General features: G+C 49.1%; 19 protein-coding genes. 12 read left to right on the top strand and 7 right to left on the bottom strand.

Going from position 1 to position 25,100, the window contains the following annotated elements; translation table 11 throughout:
- Window positions 1–71: 71 nt before the first annotated feature.
- The 10 genes from dnaK (at window position 72) to carB (ending at window position 14,714) form a co-directional block, all read left to right on the top strand.
- The gene (gene dnaK / locus CBX96_RS13515; protein ID WP_011625422.1) at window positions 72–1,991 is read left to right on the top strand and encodes a molecular chaperone DnaK; all 1,920 of its coding nucleotides are present in this window, start codon (window positions 72–74) and stop codon (window positions 1,989–1,991) included.
- A gap of 109 nt (window positions 1,992–2,100) precedes the next feature.
- Window positions 2,101–3,234: a molecular chaperone DnaJ gene (gene dnaJ, locus CBX96_RS13510; protein ID WP_011716086.1), complete on the top strand. Its 1,134-nt coding sequence runs from the start codon at window positions 2,101–2,103 to the stop codon at window positions 3,232–3,234.
- Between the two features lie 1,008 nt (window positions 3,235–4,242).
- Window positions 4,243–4,923, top strand: a complete 681-nt coding sequence (locus CBX96_RS13495; RefSeq protein ID WP_109287038.1) for a site-specific DNA-methyltransferase — start codon at window positions 4,243–4,245, stop codon at window positions 4,921–4,923.
- A 490-nt stretch (window positions 4,924–5,413) separates the two neighbouring features.
- Complete coding sequence (locus CBX96_RS13490; RefSeq protein ID WP_109287037.1) at window positions 5,414–6,769, top strand: DEAD/DEAH box helicase; 1,356 nt, start codon at window positions 5,414–5,416, stop codon at window positions 6,767–6,769.
- Between the two features lie 123 nt (window positions 6,770–6,892).
- Window positions 6,893–7,486 (top strand): GNAT family N-acetyltransferase, encoded by a 594-nt coding sequence (locus CBX96_RS13485; RefSeq protein ID WP_109287036.1) that lies wholly within the window; start codon window positions 6,893–6,895, stop codon window positions 7,484–7,486.
- Between the two features lie 142 nt (window positions 7,487–7,628).
- Window positions 7,629–8,438 (top strand): M48 family metallopeptidase, encoded by an 810-nt coding sequence (locus tag CBX96_RS13480; protein ID WP_109287035.1) that lies wholly within the window; start codon window positions 7,629–7,631, stop codon window positions 8,436–8,438.
- A 192-nt stretch (window positions 8,439–8,630) separates the two neighbouring features.
- Window positions 8,631–9,248 carry an FKBP-type peptidyl-prolyl cis-trans isomerase gene (locus tag CBX96_RS13475; protein ID WP_055647162.1) on the top strand — a complete coding sequence of 206 codons (618 nt, stop codon included), beginning with the start codon at window positions 8,631–8,633 and terminating at the stop codon, window positions 9,246–9,248.
- 72 nt (window positions 9,249–9,320) lie between these two features.
- Window positions 9,321–10,133 (top strand): 4-hydroxy-tetrahydrodipicolinate reductase, encoded by an 813-nt coding sequence (gene dapB / locus CBX96_RS13470; protein ID WP_055647169.1) that lies wholly within the window; start codon window positions 9,321–9,323, stop codon window positions 10,131–10,133.
- A 168-nt stretch (window positions 10,134–10,301) separates the two neighbouring features.
- Complete coding sequence (gene carA, locus CBX96_RS13465; RefSeq protein WP_109287034.1) at window positions 10,302–11,462, top strand: glutamine-hydrolyzing carbamoyl-phosphate synthase small subunit; 1,161 nt, start codon at window positions 10,302–10,304, stop codon at window positions 11,460–11,462.
- A gap of 27 nt (window positions 11,463–11,489) precedes the next feature.
- Window positions 11,490–14,714, top strand: coding sequence for a carbamoyl-phosphate synthase large subunit (gene carB / locus CBX96_RS13460; RefSeq protein ID WP_086903370.1), 3,225 nt, complete (start codon window positions 11,490–11,492; stop codon window positions 14,712–14,714).
- Window positions 14,715–14,796: 82 nt separating this feature from the next.
- On the opposite strand, the gene CBX96_RS13455 is transcribed toward carB, so the two are convergent.
- From CBX96_RS13455 to CBX96_RS13440, 4 genes are all read right to left on the bottom strand, one after another.
- Entirely contained in the window at window positions 14,797–15,564 is a 768-nt protein-coding gene (locus CBX96_RS13455; protein WP_109287033.1) for an ABC transporter substrate-binding protein, read from the bottom strand.
- Between the two features lie 248 nt (window positions 15,565–15,812).
- Complete coding sequence (locus CBX96_RS13450) at window positions 15,813–16,901, bottom strand: methyl-accepting chemotaxis protein (protein ID WP_011621760.1); 1,089 nt, start codon at window positions 16,899–16,901, stop codon at window positions 15,813–15,815.
- Window positions 16,902–17,217: 316 nt separating this feature from the next.
- Window positions 17,218–18,591 (bottom strand): magnesium transporter, encoded by a 1,374-nt coding sequence (gene mgtE / locus CBX96_RS13445; RefSeq protein WP_109287032.1) that lies wholly within the window; start codon window positions 18,589–18,591, stop codon window positions 17,218–17,220.
- Window positions 18,592–18,613: 22 nt separating this feature from the next.
- Complete coding sequence (locus CBX96_RS13440) at window positions 18,614–19,315, bottom strand: hypothetical protein (RefSeq protein WP_109287031.1); 702 nt, start codon at window positions 19,313–19,315, stop codon at window positions 18,614–18,616.
- A 680-nt stretch (window positions 19,316–19,995) separates the two neighbouring features.
- Between CBX96_RS13440 and CBX96_RS13435 the strand changes: the two genes are divergently transcribed.
- Complete coding sequence (locus tag CBX96_RS13435) at window positions 19,996–21,129, top strand: endonuclease/exonuclease/phosphatase family protein (protein ID WP_109287072.1); 1,134 nt, start codon at window positions 19,996–19,998, stop codon at window positions 21,127–21,129.
- 39 nt (window positions 21,130–21,168) lie between these two features.
- On the opposite strand, the gene CBX96_RS13430 is transcribed toward CBX96_RS13435, so the two are convergent.
- From CBX96_RS13430 to CBX96_RS13420, 3 genes are all read right to left on the bottom strand, one after another.
- A complete protein-coding gene (locus CBX96_RS13430; RefSeq protein WP_109287030.1) occupies window positions 21,169–21,984 on the bottom strand; it encodes a DNA-binding domain-containing protein in 816 nt (271 codons plus the stop codon).
- Window positions 21,981–22,862, bottom strand: coding sequence for a DUF692 domain-containing protein (locus CBX96_RS13425; protein ID WP_109287029.1), 882 nt, complete (start codon window positions 22,860–22,862; stop codon window positions 21,981–21,983). The genes CBX96_RS13430 and CBX96_RS13425 overlap by 4 nt, the downstream gene beginning before the upstream one ends.
- An 83-nt stretch (window positions 22,863–22,945) precedes the next feature.
- Window positions 22,946–23,398: a hypothetical protein gene (locus CBX96_RS13420; protein ID WP_011621764.1), complete on the bottom strand. Its 453-nt coding sequence runs from the start codon at window positions 23,396–23,398 to the stop codon at window positions 22,946–22,948.
- A gap of 448 nt (window positions 23,399–23,846) precedes the next feature.
- Here CBX96_RS13420 and CBX96_RS13415 point away from each other — a divergent pair, with 448 nt between their 5' ends.
- Complete coding sequence (locus CBX96_RS13415) at window positions 23,847–25,037, top strand: class I SAM-dependent rRNA methyltransferase (RefSeq protein ID WP_011621765.1); 1,191 nt, start codon at window positions 23,847–23,849, stop codon at window positions 25,035–25,037.
- Window positions 25,038–25,100 lie beyond the last annotated feature (63 nt).

Below are 25,100 nucleotides of genomic sequence, written 5' to 3'. Positions count from 1 at the left end.
AAAAAACCGTCCGGCCCCATATCAAAACCAACTTATAAATTTAGTTAGACAGAAATTTTTCGGAGGACCTCATGGGTAAAATTATTGGTATCGACTTAGGCACAACAAACTCTTGTGTAGCTGTCCTCGATGGTGGCAAAGCACGCGTATTAGAGAATGCTGAAGGCGATCGCACAACCCCGTCTATCATCGCTTATACCGATGATGAGACCATCGTGGGTCAGCCAGCAAAACGCCAAGCTGTAACTAACCCAAATAACACATTCTTCGCGATCAAGCGTTTGATCGGTCGTCGCTTCAAAGATGACGAAGTTCAACGTGACGTGAACATCATGCCATTCAAAATTATCCAAGCCGACAACGGTGATGCTTGGGTTGAATCACGTGGCAACAAAATGGCTCCACCACAAGTTTCTGCTGAAATCTTGAAAAAGATGAAGAAAACAGCAGAAGACTTCTTAGGTGAAGAAGTGACAGAAGCGGTAATTACCGTTCCTGCATACTTTAACGATTCACAACGTCAAGCCACTAAAGATGCGGGCCGCATCGCAGGTCTTGAAGTTAAACGTATTATCAACGAACCAACGGCTGCAGCACTGGCCTACGGTATCGACAAGAAGCAAGGCGACAACATCGTTGCAGTGTACGACTTAGGTGGTGGTACATTCGATATCTCTATCATCGAAATCGACAGCAACGACGGCGACCAAACCTTCGAAGTATTAGCGACTAACGGTGACACTCACTTAGGTGGTGAAGACTTTGACAACCGTTTAATCAACTACTTAGCTGACGAATTCAAGAAAGAACAAGGCTTAGATCTGCGTAAAGATCCATTAGCAATGCAACGTCTGAAAGAAGCAGCTGAAAAGGCGAAGATTGAGCTTTCAAGCACCAACCAAACTGAAGTGAACCTGCCATACATCACTGCCGATGCAACAGGTCCTAAGCACTTAGTGGTGAAAATCACCCGTGCTAAGTTAGAGTCACTGGTTGAAGACTTAATCATTCGTACTTTAGAGCCATTAAAAGTGGCACTGGCTGACGCTGACTTATCAGTATCAGACATTAACGAAGTGATTTTAGTGGGCGGTCAAACCCGTATGCCTAAGGTTCAAGAAGCGGTTTCTAACTTCTTCGGTAAAGAGCCTCGTAAAGACGTAAACCCAGACGAAGCCGTCGCCGTAGGTGCTGCGATTCAAGCGGGCGTACTGTCAGGCGACGTGAAAGACGTTCTACTGTTAGACGTAACACCACTGTCTCTGGGTATCGAAACCATGGGCAGCGTAATGACCAAGCTGATTGAGAAAAACACCACTATTCCTACTAAGGCACAGCAAGTGTTCTCAACAGCCGATGACAACCAAAGTGCAGTAACCATTCACGTACTGCAAGGTGAGCGTAAGCAAGCGAGCGCGAACAAGTCATTAGGTCAGTTCAACCTTGACGGTATTGAGCCAGCACCACGTGGTATGCCACAAATCGAAGTGATGTTCGATATCGACGCTGACGGTATTCTGCATGTTTCTGCTACCGACAAGAAAACCGGTAAGAAACAAAACATCACCATCAAAGCTTCTTCAGGCTTAAGCGAAGAAGAAGTGGCGCAAATGGTACGTGACGCTGAAGCACACGCTGAAGAAGACAAGAAGTTTGAAGAGTTAGTGCAATCTCGCAACCAAGCTGACGGCTTAGTTCACGCAACTAAGAAACAAGTTGAAGAAGCGGGTGATGCACTGCCAGCAGACGACAAAGCTAAGATTGAAGCGGCAATGAGCGCAGTTGAAGTTGCAACTAAAGGCAACGACAAAGAAGCCATTGAAAAAGCGACTCAAGAGCTAATCGAAGCGTCTGCTAAGCTGATGGAAATTGCTCAGGCTAAAGCTCAAACTCAAGGCGGCGCACAAGAAGGTGCTGCTAAACAGTCTAACGCGACTGCCGATGACGTTGTCGATGCTGAATTTGAAGAAGTGAAAGACGACAAGAAATAACATTTGCTCTCAATCAAATTGATTGATTTCAAATAGTTAATTTCTAGGCGGGCGTTACGGGGAAACCCTAACGCCCGTTCGTTCAACTTAAGCTGAGAAGCATGAGATTATGTCAAAGCGAGATTATTACGAAGTATTAGGCGTTGGTCGTGACGCCAGCGAACGTGAAATTAAAAAAGCCTACAAGCGTTTGGCGATGAAGTTTCACCCCGATCGCAACCCTGGCGACAAAGCTGCCGAGGCGAGCTTTAAAGAAGTTAAAGAAGCCTACGAAATCCTTACCGATGCCAACAAAAAAGCGGCCTATGACCAATTTGGTCATGCGGGTGTGGATCCGAATCGTGGCGGCGGTGGTGGCTACGGCGGCGCGGGAGATTTCGGCGATATTTTCGGTGATGTCTTTGGCGATATTTTCGGCGGTGGACGCCGTGGCGGTCAACGCCAAGCGGCCCGCGGCTCAGATTTACGTTACAACCTAGAGTTATCACTGGAAGAAGCCGTAAAAGGCCTCACCAAAGAACTGCGTATTCCAACCTTAGCCAGCTGTGATGTGTGTGACGGCAGCGGGGCGAAAAAAGGCTCTTCGGCGACCACCTGTGGCACCTGTCATGGTCAAGGCCAAGTGCAAATGCGCCAAGGTTTCTTCACCGTACAACAGCCATGTCCAACCTGTCATGGTCGCGGCAAGATCATTAAAGATCCTTGCTCTAAGTGCCATGGTGATGGTCGTGTCGAGAAGACCAAAACCCTGTCAGTTAAGATCCCAGCGGGTGTCGACACTGGCGACCGCATCCGCTTAGCGGGTGAAGGTGAAGCGGGCGAGTTTGGTGCGCCACCGGGCGATTTATACGTTCAGGTCACAGTACGTGAACATGCTATTTTCGTGCGTGATGGCAACAACCTCTACTGCGAAGTGCCGATTTCATTCAGCAAAGCGGCGCTCGGCGGCGAGATTGAAGTCCCAACACTGGACGGCAAAGTCAGCCTGAAGATCCCTGCCGAAACGCAAACTGGCCGTATGTTCCGTCTGCGTGGCAAAGGGGTTAAATCGGTTCGCAGCCATGCCGTTGGCGACCTGCTCTGTAAAGTCGTGATGGAAACGCCTGTTAACCTCAACGAGCGTCAGAAAGAATTACTGCGTGAGTTTGAGGCGACATTAACCGGAGAATCAAAGAAGCACAGCCCAAAGGCTGAAGGCTTTTTCGATGGCGTGAAGAAGTTTTTCCAAGACCTAAATAGCTAATTAGGTTGGGTGGTGCAGCTGTTATGTTAGCTGCGCACTAGATAAATAAAGCCTCGCAGTGTTTAGCACTAGCGGGGCTTTTTTATATCTCAAATCTAGTTTGAGATTTGATTGTTTTTAAAGTCAAAGTCAAAGTCGTGGGGCTTCACCCCACACCCGACCAAAAGGGGAAAAGCGCCTGTTCCCCTTTTGGATATCCCCCGGCGTCCCCAACGGAGTTGAAAGCCCCTTGGGCATTAAGCGTCCTTATGCTATCGCGTCAGACGCTCGTCCCTGATTCGACTGACGCTATCTCGGCATCCATGCCTCGCTCACGCAACGGACACAAATGCCCTGCGGCAACTCCGAGGGGAGGTGAACTTCTGTAGCTTCGAAGTTAACTGTTAATCCCGAAAGAGTTATGCTTGTCCGATCTCCCATCCTTTTTTAGATAATGAATATCATACTAATTGTTTATTTATTGCCCAAAATATGGACTAAAAACATACAGGTTAATATATTGTAACGCTTAAAATAAATACAATATGGATGAGCCTCAGATATTTCGATTTTGATGAGGATTACTTGCATTAGAATAACTTGGCAAGTCATGAGCAATATATTTATTAGAATCGCCTTATGCATCATCCAGAGAGCTAATGTCTTTTTTATACGGAATAAGCCCAATGTATTTTTAATATTTTAGTGAGTTCTACTTTTGTATTCTTTATGGAGATTTATATGGCTTGTAACTGCTGTGGAAAAAGATTAAATAGTGGAATGATACATAAAAAAGATTCTCAGACAGGTAAGAAATATAAATCCTGTCCTCATTGTTCTGACGCTAATGGTGGTCTCCATGTGTTTCATCCTTATCCTTCGTCATTTGGGAATACTCCTGCTCGTGTAACAGCTAGAAATCCTGATGGAGATCAGAGCTATTGCATTGATTGCCGTGGGTTAGATAAAGGTGTACCTTCACAGGTTTATTTGAATGGTCGAACCTGCAACAGTTTTATCTGAGGTTAAATGCATATTTATCAAAGTGATGCCGTGAGTTGGCTTTCAACACTCGCTGATGCGAGTGTTGATCTATTAGTCACCGATCCCCCTTATGAATCCCTAGAAAAACACCGTAACATTGGAACTACGACTAGGCTAAAGATTAGCAAATCATCTAGTAACCAATGGTTTAATGTGTTTCCCAATGAACGTTTTGAGGATTTGTTAAAAGAGATATATAGAGTTTTAAAAAAGAACTCACACTTCTATTTATTTTGTGATCAAGAAACCATGTTTGAGATCAAACCGATAGCTGAGAGAGTTGGTTTCAAATTTTGGAAACCTATTATTTGGGACAAGGTCACAATAGGAATGGGGTATCACTATAGATGTCGTCATGAGTACATTCTTTTTTTTGAAAAAGGAAAGAGGAAGCTCAATGATTTGGCTGTGCCTGATATACTCGAATGCAAGAGGGTTTATAGAGGTTATCCCACAGAAAAACCAGTGTACTTACTTGAAATGTTGATTTCTCAAAGCAGTGCCGTCGGGGATTTAGTGGTTGATCCATTTTTTGGCTCTGGCTCGACATTGATAGCTGCAAAAAATTTAAATAGAGCTTACCTAGGTTGCGATATTTCAGATTTGGCTCATGAGTATTTTATGAAACGAGTCACAGTACCTTCTTGCCAAGCAGTGCATGTATAGAGTCGGACTGATTAGTAATTTCCTTTACTTAACACATCACAAATTATCCCAGAATACACCTTCCCCTGCGAAGTTGCCGCGGGGCGTTGGAATAAATTGCGTGAGTCCGGTCATGGATGACCGGCTAGCTTTCGCAGGTGCAGGGATGCATCCTTCGGAAGCGATAGCAATTTACCCATAAGACCAAGGCCACTAACCAATGCATGTAACTTCGCTAGGGACGCCGGGGGATTTCCAAAAGGGGAACAGGCGTTTTTCCCCTTTTGGTTGGGTGTGGGGTGAAGCCCCACGACTTTGACTTTGATTTTGATTTGAAAATCCAAACGAAGCTTGGACATTGAATTATTCTCAGCCGAAAGAGAGTAAACCTTTGCACGAATGCAAATAATGAAAACAACTATCCCAGGGCTTTAGTCAAAGCCGAAACTATATTGGTATTAGCAGCCAACTCTGCGTAAACTTTCGCTCCCATGTTTTTATTGGTGTTGCGATGACCATTCCTAAGCCTTTTTCTTCCACAGAGTCTTCCCCAGAGTCGTTAACCTTTGCCGAGCTTGGCGTCAATGCGGCGTTATGTTCGGTATTGCCAGCCGGGCTCAAGCATCCGACACGGGTACAGCAATTAGCGATTCCGGCGATTCTTGCGGGGCGAGATGTGTTAGCGTTGTCGCAAACCGGTAGCGGTAAAACCTTGGCTTTTGGTTTGCCCTTGCTACAAGCTATCCACCAACAACTACAACAGCAAGTGGGATTAGCGGGGGCGGAGTCAGTGCCATCTTTGGCCAGCAATGCGCAGGCTTTGGTGCTAGTACCGACACGGGAATTGGCGCAGCAGGTAGCGATAGCGCTGCACGCGCTGGCGAGTAAGTTATCGTCTTCTTTGAATATTCAGCTCCTCTGTGGCGGCATAGCGCAGGAAGACCAATTAGCCGAACTTGCCGCTAAACCGCAGCTTGTCGTGGCCACCCCTGGGCGCTTATTGGATTTATGCACTCAGTCCCATATCAGTCTCGACTCGATAACATGCCTAGTGCTAGACGAAGCCGACCGCTTATTGGAAATGGGATTTTGGCCCGATGTGCAAAAGCTGATGGCAATGATGCCTAAGCGTAAGCAAACCTTACTGTTTTCAGCCACCTTGCCAGAGGCGTTGGATGCCTTGGTGGGTAAATTGCTGACCCATAATCCCCTTCGGGTCGAGGCCAGTACACGCAATGCTGTCGCCGCCGACATCGAAGAGCGGCTGTATTTAGTCAATAAGGGCAGTAAGGCGCAGGCATTGATTGCGTTACTCAAACAGTATCAATGGCCGCAAGTGCTAGTGTTTATCAGTGCTCGGGATGATGCGGATGGAATAGCGAAACGACTCGTTAAGGCGGGGATAAATGCTGCTGCGTTGCACGGCGAAAAAGATCAAACCGTGCGCAGTCAAACCTTGGCCGACTTTAAAGCCAATCGTATTCAAGTTGTGGTGGCGACAGATTTGATGGCCCGAGGTATTCATGTTGATGCCTTACCAGTGGTGATCAATTTAGATTTACCCACCAGTGCGCCTGTATATGTGCACCGTATTGGCCGCACCGCAAGGGCGGGCGCCAACGGGCTTGCTATCTCTTTGGTGTGCCATGGTGAAATGCCAAGCTTGACCGCGATCCGCAACTTGACGGCGCGTGAGTTACCGTTAGCATCATTGGTGGACTTTCCTGTGACCGATAAGCCGAGCGAAAGAGTCAGAGAAGACGGTACCGAGAATAAAGTGGCGCCTAAGCGCCCACCTCGTGATAAGCAGGCGAATCGTCGCAGTCTTAATAAGCACAGCATCAAAGCCTTTAAAGGTAAGCGTTGAGAGTGAGCCTGCGCTGTTATCCATACTTATTGGTTGCTATTTATCTGTTTCCGCTGGGCGAACTATATAGCTAGTTTAAGGGCTTACTCACATTAGCGGTTTATTCACATGAAAGGAGCTGGCATGGCGTCGACATTGGCGATAGGTAACGCACTTCACCACATGGTAAATCACGGTTTAACCACCCAACGTTTTACGCTTCGAGCATTTCAGCGAGCGGATCTCGAAGCTTTTACCGCCTATCGAGCCGAGCCTAAGGTCGCCAAATATCAAAGCTGGACGGATTACTCTTATAGCGATGCCGTCGCGTTATTCGAGAACATGGATTACGCACAATTTGGCGAGGCTGACACATGGTTTCAATTGGCGATTGTCTCTGAGGCATCGGCAGCGACGCCTGCCATCTTAGTGGGCGATTTGGCGCTACATTTTATCGATGAGCAGCAAATGGAGATCGGCTTTACGATTGCGCCTGAGTATCAAGGCCAGCAGGTTGCGTTTGAGGCCGTTAGCGCATTGCTGGATTATCTCTTTGTGGAATTAGATAAGCATCGTGTCATTGCGATAACCGATGTAGACAATCTTGCCTGCTGTAGATTACTCGAAAAACTCGGCTTTCGACGCGAAGCCCATTATGTGAAAAACATCTTCTTTAAGGGCGCATGGGGCGATGAATACCTCTATGCCATGTTAAGGGAAGAATATATTGCATCTTAACTGGCACTTGGTTCATTTATGCTTGCTAGGCAAGTTCTGAATGTCGTTTGGCTTCTGCTTGCTATCTCAGTAAAATCTTAAGCATGATCAGTTGAGTCACTTGGCTGCGAGGTTCGGCCTCGTTCGGATTAAGGAGTTCCCTATGAAAGCAACATCACTCGCCTTAGTGGCGATTGGACTCACGTTAGGATTATCGGGCTGCGCGACCACTAAATCGCCCACGGGGCGTGGCCAAACTTTGCTGTATTCGGCGTCGCAGATGCAGCAAATGGGGGATGCTTCTTTTGACGAAATGAAAAAGCAGCAAAAGATCAGCAGCGATAAAAAGCTCACCCAGTACGTAAATTGCGTGGCGAATCGCGTCACCGCAGCGCTGCCCGATCAAAGCCAGAAGTGGGATGTCGTCTTGTTCAACTCCGAACAAGTGAACGCCTTTGCATTGCCTGGCGGACACATTGGCGTGTATACCGGCTTATTAAAAGTCGCGAGCACGCCGGATCAACTCGCGACCGTCTTAGGCCATGAAGTGGCCCACGTCTTAGCCCAGCACGGTAATGAGCAGGTCTCTCGGGCGCAGATGACGGGCATGGGGATGCAAATCGCCGATGCCGCCCTTGGCGCGAGCGGCGTCTCAAACCGTGACTTATATATGTCGGCCTTAGGACTGGGAGCGCAGGTTGGGGTGATTTTACCCTTTGGCCGCGCTCAGGAGAGTGAGGCGGATGTGATGGGGCTGGAGTTGATGGCGCGGGCAGGGTTCGACCCAGCGCAGAGCGTGGTACTTTGGCACAACATGTCGAAAGCGGGCGGTAGCCAAGGGCCTGAGTTGTTATCAACGCATCCATCAAACAGCAATCGTATCGCCCAACTCGAGCAATTACAGGGGCAAATGCAGCCTTTGTATCAGAGCGCAAAGGCGAATATCAAAAACCAATGCGTGTTGCCTAAATAGTCATTCAGAGCGTGGCGCTCGTTTAGAGGCTGGCCTTATCTTGCCGCAATTAGGCGCTATTGCTGGATAAATACGCATCGGTTACGTAAAATCGCCACCAAAGTTAAATAAGCAGTCAGTTTATCAGCATAGGGCGTGGAACTATGGTAAACTGGCGCGCAAAATTCCATTGAACATTGAGAGTCGTTAATTATGTCTGATAAATTCAGTACTGTTGAACAGCAAGCAAGCTATGGTGTAGGTCGTCAAATGGGCGAGCAACTGGCTGCTAATTCTTTTGAAGGTGTGGATATTGCTGCCGTTCAAGCAGGTTTAGCCGATGCATTTGCTGGCGTTGAAAGCGCTGTATCTATGCAAGATATGCAAGTTGCATTCACTGAGATCAGCCGTCGTATTCAAGCGGCTCAAGAGCAAGCTGCTGCTGCCGCTTCTGCTGAAGGCGAAGCCTTTTTAGCTGAAAACGCGAAGCGTGCGGGCGTGATCGTGACTGACTCTGGTCTGCAATACGAAGTATTAGTTCAAGGTAGCGGTGCAAAACCAACCTACGAAGACACTGTGCGTACTCACTACCATGGTTCTTTTATCAATGGTGACGTGTTCGACAGCTCTGTTGTTCGTGGTCAACCAGCTGAATTCCCAGTATCTGGCGTTATCGCTGGCTGGACTGAAGCCCTGCAATTGATGCCAGTAGGTACCAAGTTAAAATTATTCGTTCCACATCACTTAGCTTACGGTGAGCGTGGTGCGGGTGCTTCTATTCCTCCATACTCAACCTTAGTGTTTGAAGTCGAGTTATTAGACATCGTCTAATGTGATCGAAACGCCTAAGCCAGTCTTAGGCGTTTTTGTATGGAAGTGATGAACAGGTTTGAGGAGATTGAAATGGGTGGACAAGTGAGAGTTGCAATTGTCGGTGCGGGTGGACGCATGGGACGGACTCTTATTGAATCGGCTTATCATCAAGAGCACATTCGCTTAGGTGCCGCCATTGAGCGTCCTGGTTCAAGCTTAGTTGGCGTGGATGCGGGCGAGCTTGCCGGTGTGGGCAAGTTAAATGTCCTAGTGATGGATTCGCTCGACTATGCGACCGATGACTTTGATGTGCTGATTGATTTTACTGCGCCAGAGGCCAGTATTGTCCATTTAGACTGGTGTGTGCGCCATAAGAAAGCCATGGTGATCGGCACAACCGGTTTCAATCATGCTCAAAAAGAACAGATCAATGCCTTTGCTGAGCAAACGCCGGTAGTGATGGCGCCGAACATGTCCGTGGGTGTCAATCTGATGTGGAAATTGCTCGAGTTGGCCGCAGAGGTCATGGGCGATTACACCGATATCGAGATTATCGAAGGTCACCACAGATATAAGAAAGACGCGCCATCTGGCACTGCGCTGAAAATGGGTGAAGTGATTGCCAAGACCTTAGGTCGTGATCTTGAAAAATGCGCCGTCTATGGCCGCGAAGGGATCACTGGCGAGCGTGACCGTGAAACGATTGGTTTTGCTACTGTGCGCGCGGGCGACTTAGTCGGTGAGCATACCGCCATGTTTGCCGATATTGGTGAGCGTTTAGAGATCACCCATAAAGCCTCTAGTCGTATGACCTTTGCTAATGGCGCTATGCGTGCCGCCCATTGGTTAGTGGAGCAAAAACCGGGTCTGTATGACATGCAGCAGGTATTAGGTTTGAATTAACAGAAAAAACGCCATATTGGCGTTTTTTTTTGCACTCAGATACCAGGGTGTAGACGAGTTTGGATTTATCCTGTAAACTCGCTGGAATTTGTCAAAATTTCGTAAATAAGCGGAAATTGGTATCTTAACATAGCATAAAAACATTATATTTCAGTGGCTTGGCTCTTTATGGAGGTCGCGTTGACAAAGTCTGCCTTACTCGTACTCGAAGATGGAACCGTATTCACTGGCACAGCAATTGGTGCCGATGGTCTCTCTGTTGGTGAAGTTGTTTTTAACACTTCCATGACAGGATACCAAGAAATTTTAACTGATCCCTCTTATTCACGCCAAATAGTAACTTTAACCTACCCCCACATTGGTAACACTGGTACCAATAATGAAGACGTCGAATCCAATGGGGTTCATGCTTGTGGTTTAATCATTCGCGATCTTCCGCTCGTAGCAAGTAGTTTCCGCAATCAGCAAACCCTCAGTGATTATCTCAAAGCGAACAATGTTGTTGGCATCGCAGATATCGATACTCGTAAATTAACTCGAATCCTCCGTGAAAAAGGTGCCCAAGCGGGTTGCATCATGGCGGGTGTTGACTTAGATGAAGCGAAAGCACTGGCTGCGGCTAAAGCCTTCCCTGGTTTAAAGGGCATGGATTTAGCGAAAGAAGTGACGACTGAGAAAGCTTACCCATGGCGTAAAGGTAGCTGGCGTTTAGTGGGCGGCTTACCTGAAGATACTCCAGCCGAAGCGCTGAAGTACAAAGTCGTTGCCTACGACTACGGCGTTAAGCAAAACATTCTGCGCATGTTGGTTGACCGTGGCTGTGACGTCACCGTTGTTCCAGCAAAAACACCCGCAGCTGACGTGTTAGCGATGAACCCAGACGGTGTGTTCCTCTCTAACGGCCCTGGTGACCCAGAGCCATGCGACTACGCGATTGAAGCGATTCAACAAATCCTGAAAACCGATACGCCGATTTTCGGTATCTGTTTAGGCCACCAATTACTGGCATTGGCATCAGGCGCGAAAACCTTAAAGATGAAGTTTGGTCACCACGGTGCTAACCACCCAGTGAGCAATATCGAAAAAGGTAACGTGATGATCACCAGCCAAAACCACGGTTTTGCTGCCGATGAAGCCACATTACCTGCCAATATCAAAGTGACTCACAAGTCACTGTTCGATGGTTCACTGCAAGGTATCCATCTGACGGACAAACCTGCGTTCAGCTTCCAAGGTCACCCTGAAGCGAGCCCTGGTCCGAACGATGCGGCCCCACTGTTCGATCACTTTATCGAGCTTATTGAACAATACCGTCAGAACGCTAAGTAATACGCAAGCTAGGAGAAGAGAGAAGCAATGCCAAAACGTACAGATATAAAGAGTATTCTTATCCTAGGTGCAGGCCCGATTGTCATTGGTCAGGCGTGTGAGTTCGACTATTCAGGCGCTCAAGCCTGTAAAGCCCTGCGTGAAGAAGGTTACCGCGTCATTCTGGTGAACTCTAACCCTGCCACCATTATGACCGACCCTGAAATGGCCGATGCCACTTACATCGAGCCAATCCAATGGGAAGTGGTACGCAACATTATCGCTAAAGAACGTCCTGATGCGATTCTGCCAACTATGGGCGGCCAAACCGCGCTGAACTGCGCCCTTGAGCTTGAAGCAAAAGGCGTACTGGCTGAATTCAACGTTGAAATGATCGGTGCAACCGCCGACGCGATTGATAAAGCAGAAGACCGTAGCCGCTTCGACAAAGCCATGAAGAGCATTGGCTTAGAGTGTCCACGCGCGGGCATCGCCCACAGCATGGAAGAAGCCTATGGTGTACTCGACCTCGTGGGTTTCCCTTGTATTATCCGTCCATCATTCACTATGGGTGGCTCAGGCGGTGGTATCGCCTACAACAAGGAAGAGTTCGAAGAAATCTGTTCTCAAGGTTTAGATTTATCGCCAACCAAAGAGCTGCTCATCGACGAGAGCTTAATCGGTTGGAAAGAATACGAGATGGAAGTGGTTCGTGACCGTAACGACAACTGTATCATCGTGTGTTCTATCGAAAACTTCGACCCAATGGGCGTGCACACTGGTGACTCTATTACCGTTGCCCCAGCACAAACCCTGACAGACAAAGAATACCAACTGATGCGTAACGCCTCTATGGCGGTACTGCGTGAGATTGGTGTTGAAACCGGTGGTTCGAACGTACAGTTTGGTATCAACCCGAAAGATGGCCGCATGGTTATCATCGAGATGAATCCACGCGTATCACGTTCATCGGCACTGGCGTCTAAAGCAACGGGCTTCCCGATTGCGAAAATCGCCGCCAAGTTAGCGGTGGGTTTCACCCTCGATGAGCTGATGAACGACATCACTGGCGGTCGTACGCCAGCGTCATTCGAGCCAGCCATCGACTACGTCGTGACTAAAGTACCTCGCTTTAACTTTGAAAAGTTTGCCGGATCAAACGATCGCTTAACCACTCAGATGAAATCAGTGGGCGAAGTGATGGCGATTGGCCGTACTTTCCAAGAGTCACTGCAAAAAGCCCTGCGCGGTTTAGAAGTGAGCCGTCACGGCTTTGACCCAATCACTGACTTAACCAAACCCGATGCCTTAGCGCGCATTCGCCTCGAGCTGAAAGAGCCAGGCTGTGACCGTATTTGGTACATCGCCGACGCTATGCGTGCGGGTTTAACCCTGGATGAAATCTTCCGTTTAACCAACATCGACCCATGGTTCTTAGTCCAGATTGAAGAGCTGATTAAGCTGGAAGGCCAAGTGGCCGAAGGTGGTTTAGCCGGTCTTAACGAAGAACTGCTGCGTAAGCTTAAGCGTAAAGGTTTTGCCGATGCGCGTTTGGCTGCGGTCCTTGGCGTAAACGAGACTGAAGTCCGTAAACTGCGTGACCGTTTCGATATCCACCCAGTTTACAAGCGCGTAGATACCTGCGCGGCTGAATTTGCCACCGACACCGCTTACATGTACTCAACCTATGAGGAAGAGTGTGAAGCGAACCCATCAGATCGCGAAAAAATCATGGTGTTAGGTGGTGGTCCAAACCGTATCGGTCAAGGTATCGAATTCGATTACTGCTGTGTGCACGCGGCATTAGCCCTGCGTGAAGACGGTTATGAAACCATCATGGTTAACTGTAACCCTGAAACCGTTTCTACCGACTATGACACTTCAGATCGTCTGTACTTCGAGCCTGTTACCCTAGAAGACGTGTTAGAAATCGTCCGTATCGAGAAGCCAAAGGGCGTTATCGTACAGTACGGTGGTCAAACGCCGCTGAAACTGGCTCGCGCCCTTGAAGCGGCGGGTGTGCCCATTATTGGTACTAGCCCAGATGCGATTGACCGTGCTGAAGACCGTGAGCGTTTCCAGCAAGCGATTCAACGTCTGGAAATGAAACAGCCTGAAAACGATACAGTCACCACAGTTGAAGGTGCAGTGATTGCCGCCGAGCGTATCGGTTATCCGCTGGTTGTTCGTCCATCCTACGTACTGGGCGGCCGCGCGATGGAAATCGTTTACGACCAACAGGATTTACTGCGCTACTTCAACGAAGCGGTAAGCGTATCTAACGCTTCGCCAGTACTGTTAGACCACTTCCTAGACGATGCTATCGAAGTGGATATCGATGCAGTGTGTGACGGCGAAACCGTGGTTATCGGCGCGATTATGGAGCATATCGAGCAGGCGGGTGTTCACTCAGGTGACTCAGGCTGTTCACTGCCTCCTTACACCTTAAGCCAAGCAATCCAAGACGAAATGCGCGTACAAGTGCGTAAGCTTGCGATGGAGCTGGGTGTTGTCGGTCTGATGAACGTACAGTTTGCCGTGAAGAATAACGAAATCTACATGATTGAAGTTAACCCACGTGCAGCGCGTACCGTGCCATTCGTATCGAAAGCGACTGGCGTGCCGTTAGCTAAGATTGCCGCCCGTGTGATGGCGGGTCAAAGCTTGAAGGCGCAAAACTTCACTCAAGAAGTGATCCCACCTTTCTACTCAGTGAAAGAAGTGGTACTGCCATTTAACAAGTTCCCTGGCGTTGACCCACTGTTAGGCCCTGAAATGCGCTCAACAGGTGAGGTGATGGGTGTGGGCGATACCTTCGCCGAAGCCTATGCTAAGGCGCAGTTAGGTGCGACTTCTGAAGTGCCTAAGTCTGGTCGTGCTCTGTTGTCTGTGCGTAACAGCGACAAGAAACGTGTTGCCGACTTAGCCGCTAAGTTGATTGAGTTGGGTTATCAAATTGATGCAACCCACGGTACTGCGGTTATCCTAGGTGAAGCGGGTATCAACCCACGCTTAGTGAACAAGGTACACGAAGGCCGTCCACACATTCTTGACCGCATCAAGAACGGTGAGTACACCTATATCGTGAACACCACTGAAGGCCGTCAAGCGATTGAAGACTCTCGTCAATTACGTCGCGGTGCACTGCGTTACAAAGTGAACTACACCACGACCATGAACGCAGCATTCGCCACTTGTATGGCACACGCTGCGGACGACCGTACTAACGTGACGTCAGTGCAAGAGCTGCATCAGCGCGTATTGGCTAAATAAGCCATAAGCCTCTGTCATCAAAAGGCCGGATAACTGAGTTATCCGGCCTTTCTTTTTGCACTCAATACTTTGTACTAAAGATTTATTGTCCAACGCGCTCGGTTTCCATTGGCGGCGCATCATTGGGCAGCCAGCGGTGATAAATTTGTGCAAAGGTGCCATCGGCCTTGATGTTGATAAGCGCCTCTTTCCATTGTTCTATTTCTTTGTTGGGGGTTCCCTTCGAAAACGAAATGTATAGATGATTTTCGCTGATCGTGTAGAGGGATTTGACCTCATTCATACTCGCGCCCGCTTCGGCGAGAATACTCGGTGCGGTGAGGTTAGTATTGCACCATAAGTCGATACGCTTTTTCATCAGTTGCTTCGCGCTCAGTAACGGTGTGGTAGCGGGGGCAATATTGGTAAACTGATGCTCCATTAATAATTGATCTTCCACGGAAGAGCGATATACACCCACGGCTTTCGCCTGCTTGGCATCATCAATCGAGCTAATCTTGAGTTGGCTGTCTTTTAGGGCGTAGAAGTTAATGGTCCCCGTGGCGATAGGGCCAATCATGCTGAACAGTTGTTCCCGTGCTGGCGTTCTGGTCATGGCAAACAGCACTGTATTAGGCTGTTCTGTCATGATTTTCCAGCCGCGTGCCCAGGGAACGACCTTGATGGGATCCTGATTCTTCACGCGCTTTTGAATTTCTTGCACCACTTGTACCGCTAAACCATCGGGTTTGCCGTCGACGGAAAAGCTAATGGGAGCCCATTCTTCGGTATAAATACTGAGGGCGGCAAGCGCTCGGTACGGAAGAATACACAGGCACACTGCAAGTAGTAAGTGTGTGACAAACTTCATTAATCACCCTAAAAATGAAACGGTTATAGGCAAGTCTCACGGCATGCTCTCAATGAAGTAAAGTTGATAAGCCCTAGGCTATCAAGGCGGCTCTAGGGTATTTGTAGGTTGTGATGGCGCGATGGCTTCTAGTCAGCGGCACATAGATAGTGAATTCCCCCTACTACGAGTGCAGGAGCGGGAAGGGAAAAGAGACTTAGCAATAACAAGAGCGCCCAAGGGCGCTCATCTCTGCTGACACTTGCGAGTTACTGGCGATACACATCTCGCAGTAGATTATCGAGGCAAGCCACAACCCGCATACTCGAGTCTTCCATAGCATGTAACTGCTTTACCATGTCTGCTAAGTTGCCTTTCTGTTTTGCTGCCAGCGCCGCTTTACCCGCATCGTGCACTGCTTTATGGGGAGCGTCGAGGGCTTTAAAGTTGCTTAAATGCTGATAATTTTCCGCGCCAAATCCTTTGAAATACCATTGCCCCAAGCGGCACTCTGTATGGGAGTTCACACTGTGGTTATGTTGATTCTTCTCAATTAATTGATACACATGGCTCTTCCATACAGCGTGGTCGAGTTTAGTGGTATTTAAAAAAGATGCGGTCGCCGCATTGTGGATCACCTGCTGCATTTTGTGGGAGCGTTGGAGTACATCTTCAACCACTTGGCCGATTTGAGTCGAAGAGGAGGCGACATCGAGGGCGCTGTTTTGATTGTTGTGCACAATTTCTTTGATATTCGACGCCTGTGCCACAATCTGTTTTACCAGTTTTTCAATTTGGCTACTGGCCTCGTGGGCCTTGCTGGCGAGTTGTCTTACCTCGTCGGCGACCACGGCAAAGCCTCGGCCAGCTTCTCCCGCACGAGCCGCTTCGATAGCGGCATTGAGGGCGAGTAAGTTGGTTTGCTCTGAGATGCCTTGAATGGCGGAGACAAACTGATTAATCGATGAGGTAGTGTTATTCAGCTCAGTTACGGCATCCATACTGTTGGTGGCTTGCTCGTTGATGTCAGTCGCGCGGCTGCCTAAATTGGCAATTGCTACCCGTGTTTGATCAAATATTTTATCTAATTCAGACAGCGCAGCCTGTTCTTCTGTGAGTAATTCAGCGCTGCTGGCTAGGCCTTCTCTCACTGCATTTAGCATCTCGCCGCCTTGGTTTTGGCAGGCGATGACTTCGCTATATAGATCAATATGCTGACGGGACTGTTGCTGCATGGCCTCGTTTTCTCGGGCCATGTTTTTTAACTCTTCAATTTCCAATTCGTGTCTGTGTTGTTGATCCATCAGCCGCTGTTTAAGCGCTTCGTTTTCTGCTTTGAGTTTGGAATGAAACCACATAAAAACCTCTAAACCTTTGTCGATATTGTTATGGCAGCAGCTTGTTCGCCGATTAATGGGCGATTCCTGTGAGGCAGGTGTTAAATCAAAATGCGGCTAGTAAAAGCGTAATCTACCCCAGCGTTTTATTCTTATCATTTTCTTAATAAACAACAAATTTATGAACTGGCGCAAATAACGGACCTCAGCCAGATGGGAAGACTGAGCGATAAATGCCTTTGCCTTCCCATGGTGGTTTTAAGCTATGACACCAATCTATGCGTCACAGCGGCATTTGACTGCAAACGCTGTGACGACTTGTTAGAGGGCCATCGACCTATGCCGTCGGTAAGTCGAGTATCAGAGTGGCAATACTAAAGTAAACCAGCACACCAATGATATCGGCTATTGAGGTGATAAGTGGCGCGCTGGCTGAAGCCGGATCCATTTTTAACTTGCTGAGTAAAAAGGGTAGTGACATACCAATCAGGCTGCCAATGATCACCACAATTTGCATAGTCAGTGCGACGACGAGGGCAATTTCAGGGCCGCCGCGCCAGAAACCGAGCAAGGACACCGCCAGTGCCATGCTGGCACCGAGTAATCCCGCAACCCCTAACTCGCGCGCTAGCAGTGTGAGCCAATCCTTGAGTATCACTTCGCCCGTGGCTAATCCCCGCACCATTAAGGTCGCGGATTGCGAGCCAGCATTACCGCCGCTGTCGATAAGTAAAGGCAGAAAGAAGACTAAAGACACATAGCTCGAAATCGTATCTTCGAAAAAGGCGATACCCGCCCCGGAGAAGATATTGCCAAAGACCAAAATCACCAACCAGACCACACGCTTACGGTAGAGTAGTCCTATGCTTGCGGTCTTTAAATTGTGTTCGATATTGCCTATGGCCGCGGTTTTAGTGAACTCGAGATCGGCCTGTGAGCTGGCAATATCCATCGCATCGTCATAGGTCACAATCCCGACCAATTGCCCCTTACCATTGATGATGGGCAGGGCCAGCAGATCGTAATGGGCGATCATCTGCACCGCTTCTTGGCATTGAGCGTTGGCATCCAAAGCAATGGGGTTGGGCTTCATAAAATCGACCACTCGTTCTTCGGGCTGGGCCAGCAGTAATTGCCGTAGTGAGACGGTACCAATTAAGCGCCCCAACATATCAACCACATAGGCTTGATATATGGTTTCTTTGTCGGCGGTTTCCGTGCGAAGCATATCAATCGCCTGGGCGGCGGTATGTCGACTATTGAGCAAGGTGTAATCCGATGTCATCGCCGCACCGACCTTGGTTTTATCGTAGGCGGCTAGGGTACGCAGATCTTCCCGTTTAGCCTGCGCTAACACTGGCAGGAAGAGTTGTTGCTGCTCAGGTTCGAGCAGATTGTAGAGATCGGCGCGCTCATCCGCCGCCATCGTCAGTAATAGCGACGATAGTGTCGCTTTATCAAGCTGTTGCACTAATGCGGCTTGCTGCTCATCGCTTAAATAGCGCAGTAAATCGGCGGCAACTTTTGCCGATGCCAGTTGCAAAAACACTAATTGCTGCGACTGACTAAAGGTGCTGAGCGCGGTGGCAATGTCCGCGGGATGGCGCTCTTTGGCCAAGGCGACCATGCTCTCGCTGTCGCGTTGTTCTAGGATGATTTGCAGGGCTAAGATGATTTGCTTAGTGTTTTTTTGGTTGTTGTTCATGTTCATAGGTCATTCTCCCAACGAGCTATTAGCCAAAGAAAAAAGTGATATCAGCACCGAATTGCTGGGCGTTTCCCTTAAGGTCATTGCCTAGGCTGAACTCGAGTTGCAACTGTCTTTTGAGTAACCATTGATAGGCAAGCCGGTAGGCGTGTGCCTCGGGTGCTTTGCGATAAATTTCGCCGATCCATTGCTGGTCTTCGCTCTGCGCTAAGGCAATGGCGATGCCTGCGATCAGTTGTGGCGACTGAGCCGCGTGTTGATAAAAGCCCAAATTGCTATAGAGGCGTAAATCCCGTTCCGCCATCTGATATCCCATAATGCCGAGCACTTCTGCGCCAATGGGGTGAGGATCTTGATGATGGTGTTGCAGATTAATGGCCAGCGCGCTCTGCCAAGGGCCAGTGTCGATAGGCAAGGGTAATTTAATGCCCAGCTCGGTTTGCTGTTGGTTATTGCTGCTGTCTGCTTGTTCTTCAACGCTTAGATGCTGATGTTCAAACCCTAAGTGCCATTCCCATTGTCCTTGGTTGCAGGTCGCCGCCGTTTTGAGTGCAGAGGCAGAGTGATCCGATCTAGGTTGTTGCCAGCCGAGTTGCAGCTCGCAGCGCTCGGCGATGCCTGGATCATCAACGTCCAGTAAAGAAGCGTTCGCCGTGACGCTAAGGCATAGCCCAAAGAGGGCCAAAGGTTGCCGGGCTAAGGTGGATGTATGCTTGATATAAGCCATAGATAAACTCCCAAGGTAAGGGAAGCCTACTGGGGCAAAACATGGGTGAAGATGTATTCAATGGTCAGCATTCTACCTCCAGCCAAAGGCCGGATAAAACCAATAGCCGAGCGCAAGCATAAGCTGATTGGCCATGGGGAAAGGCTTAAATTGAATATATGGGAGTGGAGTGAGGAAGCGTCACGCTACTACCCTGCCTAGCAGGTAGCAGCAAAAACATTGCGGGCTAGTGCTAGGTGTTTAATCCTGTCACTTGGACAGGGCATCTACTGTCACTTATGTGTGTGCCCACAGTGGGTCTCCGCAATGATAAAAGTGGCTAGATTCTAAACCGCGAAAACGCAAAGTCAAACCCGAGTGCCAATTCACTATGTTTATGTTTGAGTTTGGTTTTTATTCTTGAACGAATTGAGTTGGTTGGTTTTAATCTTGTTGCGCCTTGGTGATTAAGTGTTCTCATTGGGTGTGGCGATTGTTGGTTTTATGGGCTTTCTTGCCTAGGTTGCTGGTGGCAATGAGCATGCTGTGATTGATGATCAAATCGATTTAGGTATAACCTTGGGTATCACGCCTTAAGATGGCATCTCTTGCCTAAGTCGTTGGGGAAATAGGTCATTTTGATGCGTAAATCCGTTAAAGGCGCTGTTGAGAGCATGATTTGGCTAAAGAGGAATAATACCGTGGCGCAGCATTCCCCAGAATGGTCTAGTTCGACCGAGGCAACGCAATCGAATATTAAAATTGCGACCCTGAATCTATTTAACTTTATCGAGCCGCCCTCAGCCTTTTACGATTTTGAGAATATCTATAGCCACGGCCAATGGCAGAAAAAGTGCCAATGGTTTAGCGAGTTGTTGAATCAACATCATCCGGATATTGTTGGGTTTCAGGAGGTGTTTAGCCCTGAACCGTTACGCCAGCTTGCGCTGCAGCAGGGACTCACTCACTTTGCGGTGGTCGATAGTGCAACCTTGGTCAGTGACTATATCTACCAAAGCCCTGTGGTGGCGCTGGCGTCTCGCTTCCCTATCCTAGAGGTACACGCTATCGAACCAGAGGCGCACTTAGTGGCGGCGATGGGGCTGTCGAGCGAATTTAGCTTTAGCCGTAAAGTGTTACGTGCGACGGTGGAGGTGCCGCAGATTGGCCCCTGTGATTGCTATGTGGTGCATTTTAAATCTAAGCGGCCGGGATTGGCTTTAGAGCCGCATCCCTTGGGTTTGTCGTTAAATGCGCCGTCGGATCTAAAGTTACACGCCGAGACTAAGTTATTAACCGAACAAGCCCTCGGGCGTTGGGCCTCGACCATGCAGCGGGGCGCCGAGGCGGCATTGCTGTTCCATGCCATACTCGCCAGAAGACAGAGTGCCAAATATCCGGTGATCCTGATGGGGGATTTTAACGATAGTTTGTCCTTAGGCGCGCTGGATGCGTTAACGCTCCAAGGCGAAGCGCTGCACAGTAACGATATTAAAGCCGCAGGGCTTGGGCATTTATCCGATGCGGCGTTAGCTCAAGTGTTTGCCCACTATCGATTACAAGATGCCTATGAGCTGTTTATCGAAGCCAATTTAGCCGATAACGCCGTCCATTACCGTGAGCATAGGGCGCCCACCCATTACTATGGCCCTAAAGGATCTGTGCTGGATTATGTGTTGCTCTCCAATGAGTTTGATGCCAGCGATAGCCGCAGTTTGGCGCAGGTGGTGGATTATCAGACCTGTGATAGACACTTAGTCAGGCCCGAATATGAGCGCGATGCCTATAGTACCGACCATGCGCCCGTGATGGTGGAGTTGGCACTGCGGCGTTAGCGGTTCGAGCCACTGCTTGTGTATAGAGCGGCTGATGCCTTAATCATTCGGTTGAACACTCAATATCAAGCCTAAATGAAACCAAGCCTGCAGTGCTTGTAACAGCTGCTGCATGGCCTCTTCTGGCGTAAAAAACGCCAGCATCAATTCGCATTGCTCGGCAATATTGGCGCCGTGAATAAATCCTTGAATCAAGGCTAATTGGTATTCTGCGAGGGAGATAAACTCCGTTAAACGACTCTCGCCGCGCCAGAGTAGCCAAGCGCGTTTAGCTTGATAATCGGGCGCGGGTGGGACTTGTTGATGCTTTAAGGCTTGCCAGGTTTCGACCGCATTGCTGGCACACTCAAAAAGTTGCACGCTAGGGTGAAAACGCAGTTGGCAATAGGGCCAAGCATCGGCGGGTAAGGATTGTAGTGCCGCAAAACTTGCGCGCTGTTCATCCTTGGCATCGAAGGCGTTAAGTAGGCGGCGCTCGAATCTGGCGATATCGCTGATAATTGGATACTGACTAAAAAAAGCGTCACTGGCTAAGTAGTCGGGCAGGGCATCGGCAAATTGGCGTAGCGAGGTAAAACGTGAGGGCTGGTGGGCGATATAGCCATTGGCCATGCGCGCGAATAAGTCATCTCCCAAATACTGGCCGAGTATTTCATGGTCGGTATCGAGGACTTCGGTTAAGCGAATGCGATAGGCATTGGCGTAAATCTGCATGCGAATATTGCGCCCCACGCCGCCTTGCTCGGCAACTTTGTCACTAAAGGATTTTTCTATGGTTTCTGGTATCGGCGTTTGGGCGGCGCTTGCCAGCAGATAATCCATAAATTGCTGTTGGATCTCGCGAAGTTGACTCATGCCACCGTCTCCTGCCGCGGTCTGTAAACCAGAGGATGGGACTCGCCTAACGTGGTGCGGGCGATGTTGCGGGCAATCGCCAATTCGGCTTCCAATGAATTAAATTCGGGGATATTGGCATCGCGCTCAATCATAGTGCTGACGCCGCCAAAGCGGGTTAATGCCTGCCGATACAGCTCCCAGACACTGGGGCAAACGTCGTGATCATGGGTGTCGATAACATAGTCGCCGTAATCCGAGTGACCCGCTAGGTGAAATTGTTGCACCCGATTAGGCGCGATTTGCAGCAGATAATCCTCAGGAGGGAACTGATGGTTACGGGCGCTGACATAGATGTTGTTAATGTCTAACAGCAATAGGCAATCAGCCTCCTCGGCTACCGCATTAACAAATTGCCACTCATTCATGGTGGAATCTTGGTAGGACAAATAGCTGGAGACGTTCTCCATCAAAATGCGGCGGCCTAAAAAGTCCTGTACTATGCCGATGCGCTCGGCCACGTGTCTTACGGTTTCTTCGGTGTAGGGTAGGGGCAGTAAGTCATGGCTATTGATACCGTGGATGGAGGTCCAGCAAATATGATCCGAAATCCATTGGGGCTGCACTTCATTCGCGAGTTGTTTGAGCGCCTTGAGATAATCCATATTCAGCGGATCTGTGCTGCCGATGGATAAAGAAACGCCGTGCATCACCAGTGGATAACGCTCGGCAATCTCACTCAGGTAATAGCGAGGTTTTCCGCCCGCGACCATAAAGTTTTCCGAGAGTATCTCGAACCAGTCGACCTCGGGTTGATGCCTAAGCACATGGTCGAAGTGCTGGGTTCGCAGTCCTAAACCAAAACCTAGGGTAGGGTGAGTGAGACGCTGTTTATCCATGTATCAACCTCATGATGACTGAGTGGCTGAAGCGGCCCAGATTCCGACCGCTTCTTCCTCTGTACCAAGCTTGCGGATAAGCCTTAGGCGCCGACCTTGCCACCTAAGTCGCCACAGGCTTTCGCTGGGGTAGCTACAAAACCACTGCCTTTACAGCTGGCGTGTCCAGCGCAGGCATTGTCTGCTGTTTTACAGTCATTATGGCCTTTGCAGGTATTAATGCCATAGCAGTGCACTAACTCGGTATTGGCGATTTTGCCCACCCAATCATCGGCCACTTTGCCACCGACATCGCCACAACTCTTGGATGGCATAGCCACAAATCCACTGCCTTTACAGCTGGCGTGTCCGGCGCAGGCGTTATCTGCGGTTTTACAGTCGTTATGGCCTTTACAGGTATTCACGCCATAACAGTGGACGAGGTCGCTACTGTCGGCGCTGGTCATAGGTTCTGCTGCATTCACTTGGCTTGCCATACCGGCCATGGCCATAGCAAGTGCTGCACCTGAAAGTGCGGTTTGGGCTTTCTTATTCATGGTCTTTTCCTTTGCATTCTGACTACATGAGTCATCTTGTTGATTAGCTTGCTTTTATAACGACAGCACCAATAGGCAGCATATAAAGCGGATGGATAAATACAGGAATAAGCCTAGTTGCTTGTGCAGCTTTTGCTTAAGTCCTGTTACTGGGATAAGACCTTAAGGGGCGAGAATATCTTTCAGCGAAATCCTGTTTATCTCGTCGAAAATCGTGCTGGCTTACCAAAAATCGGCTGTGGTAAGTGGGTTTTGCGGCGAAAACTAAGCTATGATCGCCATCACTTAGCGCGGCACCATCATGTGTTGTTTACTGTGGATGGCTCGCGCTCAAACGATATTAGGTATATTATCCGCTTCCATTTTTTGAAGACGGCGCCTGACGAACTTAACGCAGTTTGTTGTGGCGGTTCAATTTAGCAAGGCGGTACTTTTTTAAGGCGGTACTATGGCAGTCAGAATCAAACTTAAACCCGGTCGCGAAAAGTCCCTTGAGCGTCGTCATCCTTGGGTATTTTCCAACGGGATCCACAACGTTAAAGGTAAACTCGAAGCGGGCGATACCGTCGATGTGGTTGCCCATGATGGCCATTGGTTGGGCCGTGGTGCCTGGTCTCCTGAGTCTCAAATCCAAGTGCGGATTTGGACTTTTGATCGCGAAGAAGAAATTGACCGTGAGTTTTTTAAGCGCCGTATTCTGCGAGCCCAAGCGGGACGCGACGATCTCATTCGTGAGCAAGGCTTAACCGGTTACCGCTTAATTGCCGCCGAGTCCGATGGTTTGCCCGGTATCACTATTGATAAATACGCCAATGTGTTGGTCTGCCAATTGCTGAGCATGGGCGCCGATGTATGGCGTGACACTATTGTCGATGTGCTCGCCGAGTTGTACCCCGATTGCGCGATTTACGAGCGCTCAGACGTTGATTCCCGTAAGAAAGAAGGCTTAGCTTCCACCATGGGACTGCTCCATGGCACGCTGCCTGAAATGCCCGTCATTATTGAAGAAAACGGTATCAAGATTGCCGTCGATGTGACTAAGGGTCATAAGACTGGTTTCTACCTCGACCAGCGCGACAACCGTGCTATGGCGGCGCGGTTTGTGAAGGGCAAATCGGTGCTGAACTGTTTTTGCTACACGGGCACCTTTGGCCTGTATGCTGCTAAGGCGGGCGCCGCCAGCATTGAAAACGTCGACGTGTCGGCGCTTGCCCTCGATACCGCGCGTTTGAACATGCGAGTCAATGGCTTAAATGATGACAATGTGCATTACAACGAAGCCGATGTGTTTAAGCTGTTACGCCAGTACCGTGATGAGGGTAAAACCTTCGATGTGATCGTACTCGACCCGCCAAAGTTTGCCGACAATAAGTCGCAGCTCAATGGCGCCTGCCGCGGCTATAAAGATATCAACATGATTGCGCTGCAATTATTAAATCCGGGCGGGGTGCTGTTGACCTTCTCTTGCTCGGGATTAATGCCTGCGGATCTGTTCCAAAAAATCGTTGCCGATGCGGCTTTGGATGCCAAACGTGAGATCCAATTTATCGAGCGTTTAAGCCAGGCGAGCGATCACCCGATTGGCAGCGCCTTCCCAGAAGGTTTTTACCTCAAGGGCTTAGTGGCTCGAGTGTGGTAATCGCTTAATAGCCCTAGGGTCATAAAAAATGAGGGTCATAAAAAATGCCGGTGCAACTGCACC

Origin of the sequence: Shewanella sp. BC20 (genome assembly GCF_003129585.1) — a bacterium.
GTDB classification, from domain to species: domain Bacteria; phylum Pseudomonadota; class Gammaproteobacteria; order Enterobacterales; family Shewanellaceae; genus Shewanella; species Shewanella seohaensis.
Note: the sequence above shows the minus strand (reverse complement) of the source record. Positions and strands in the feature narration are given on the sequence as shown.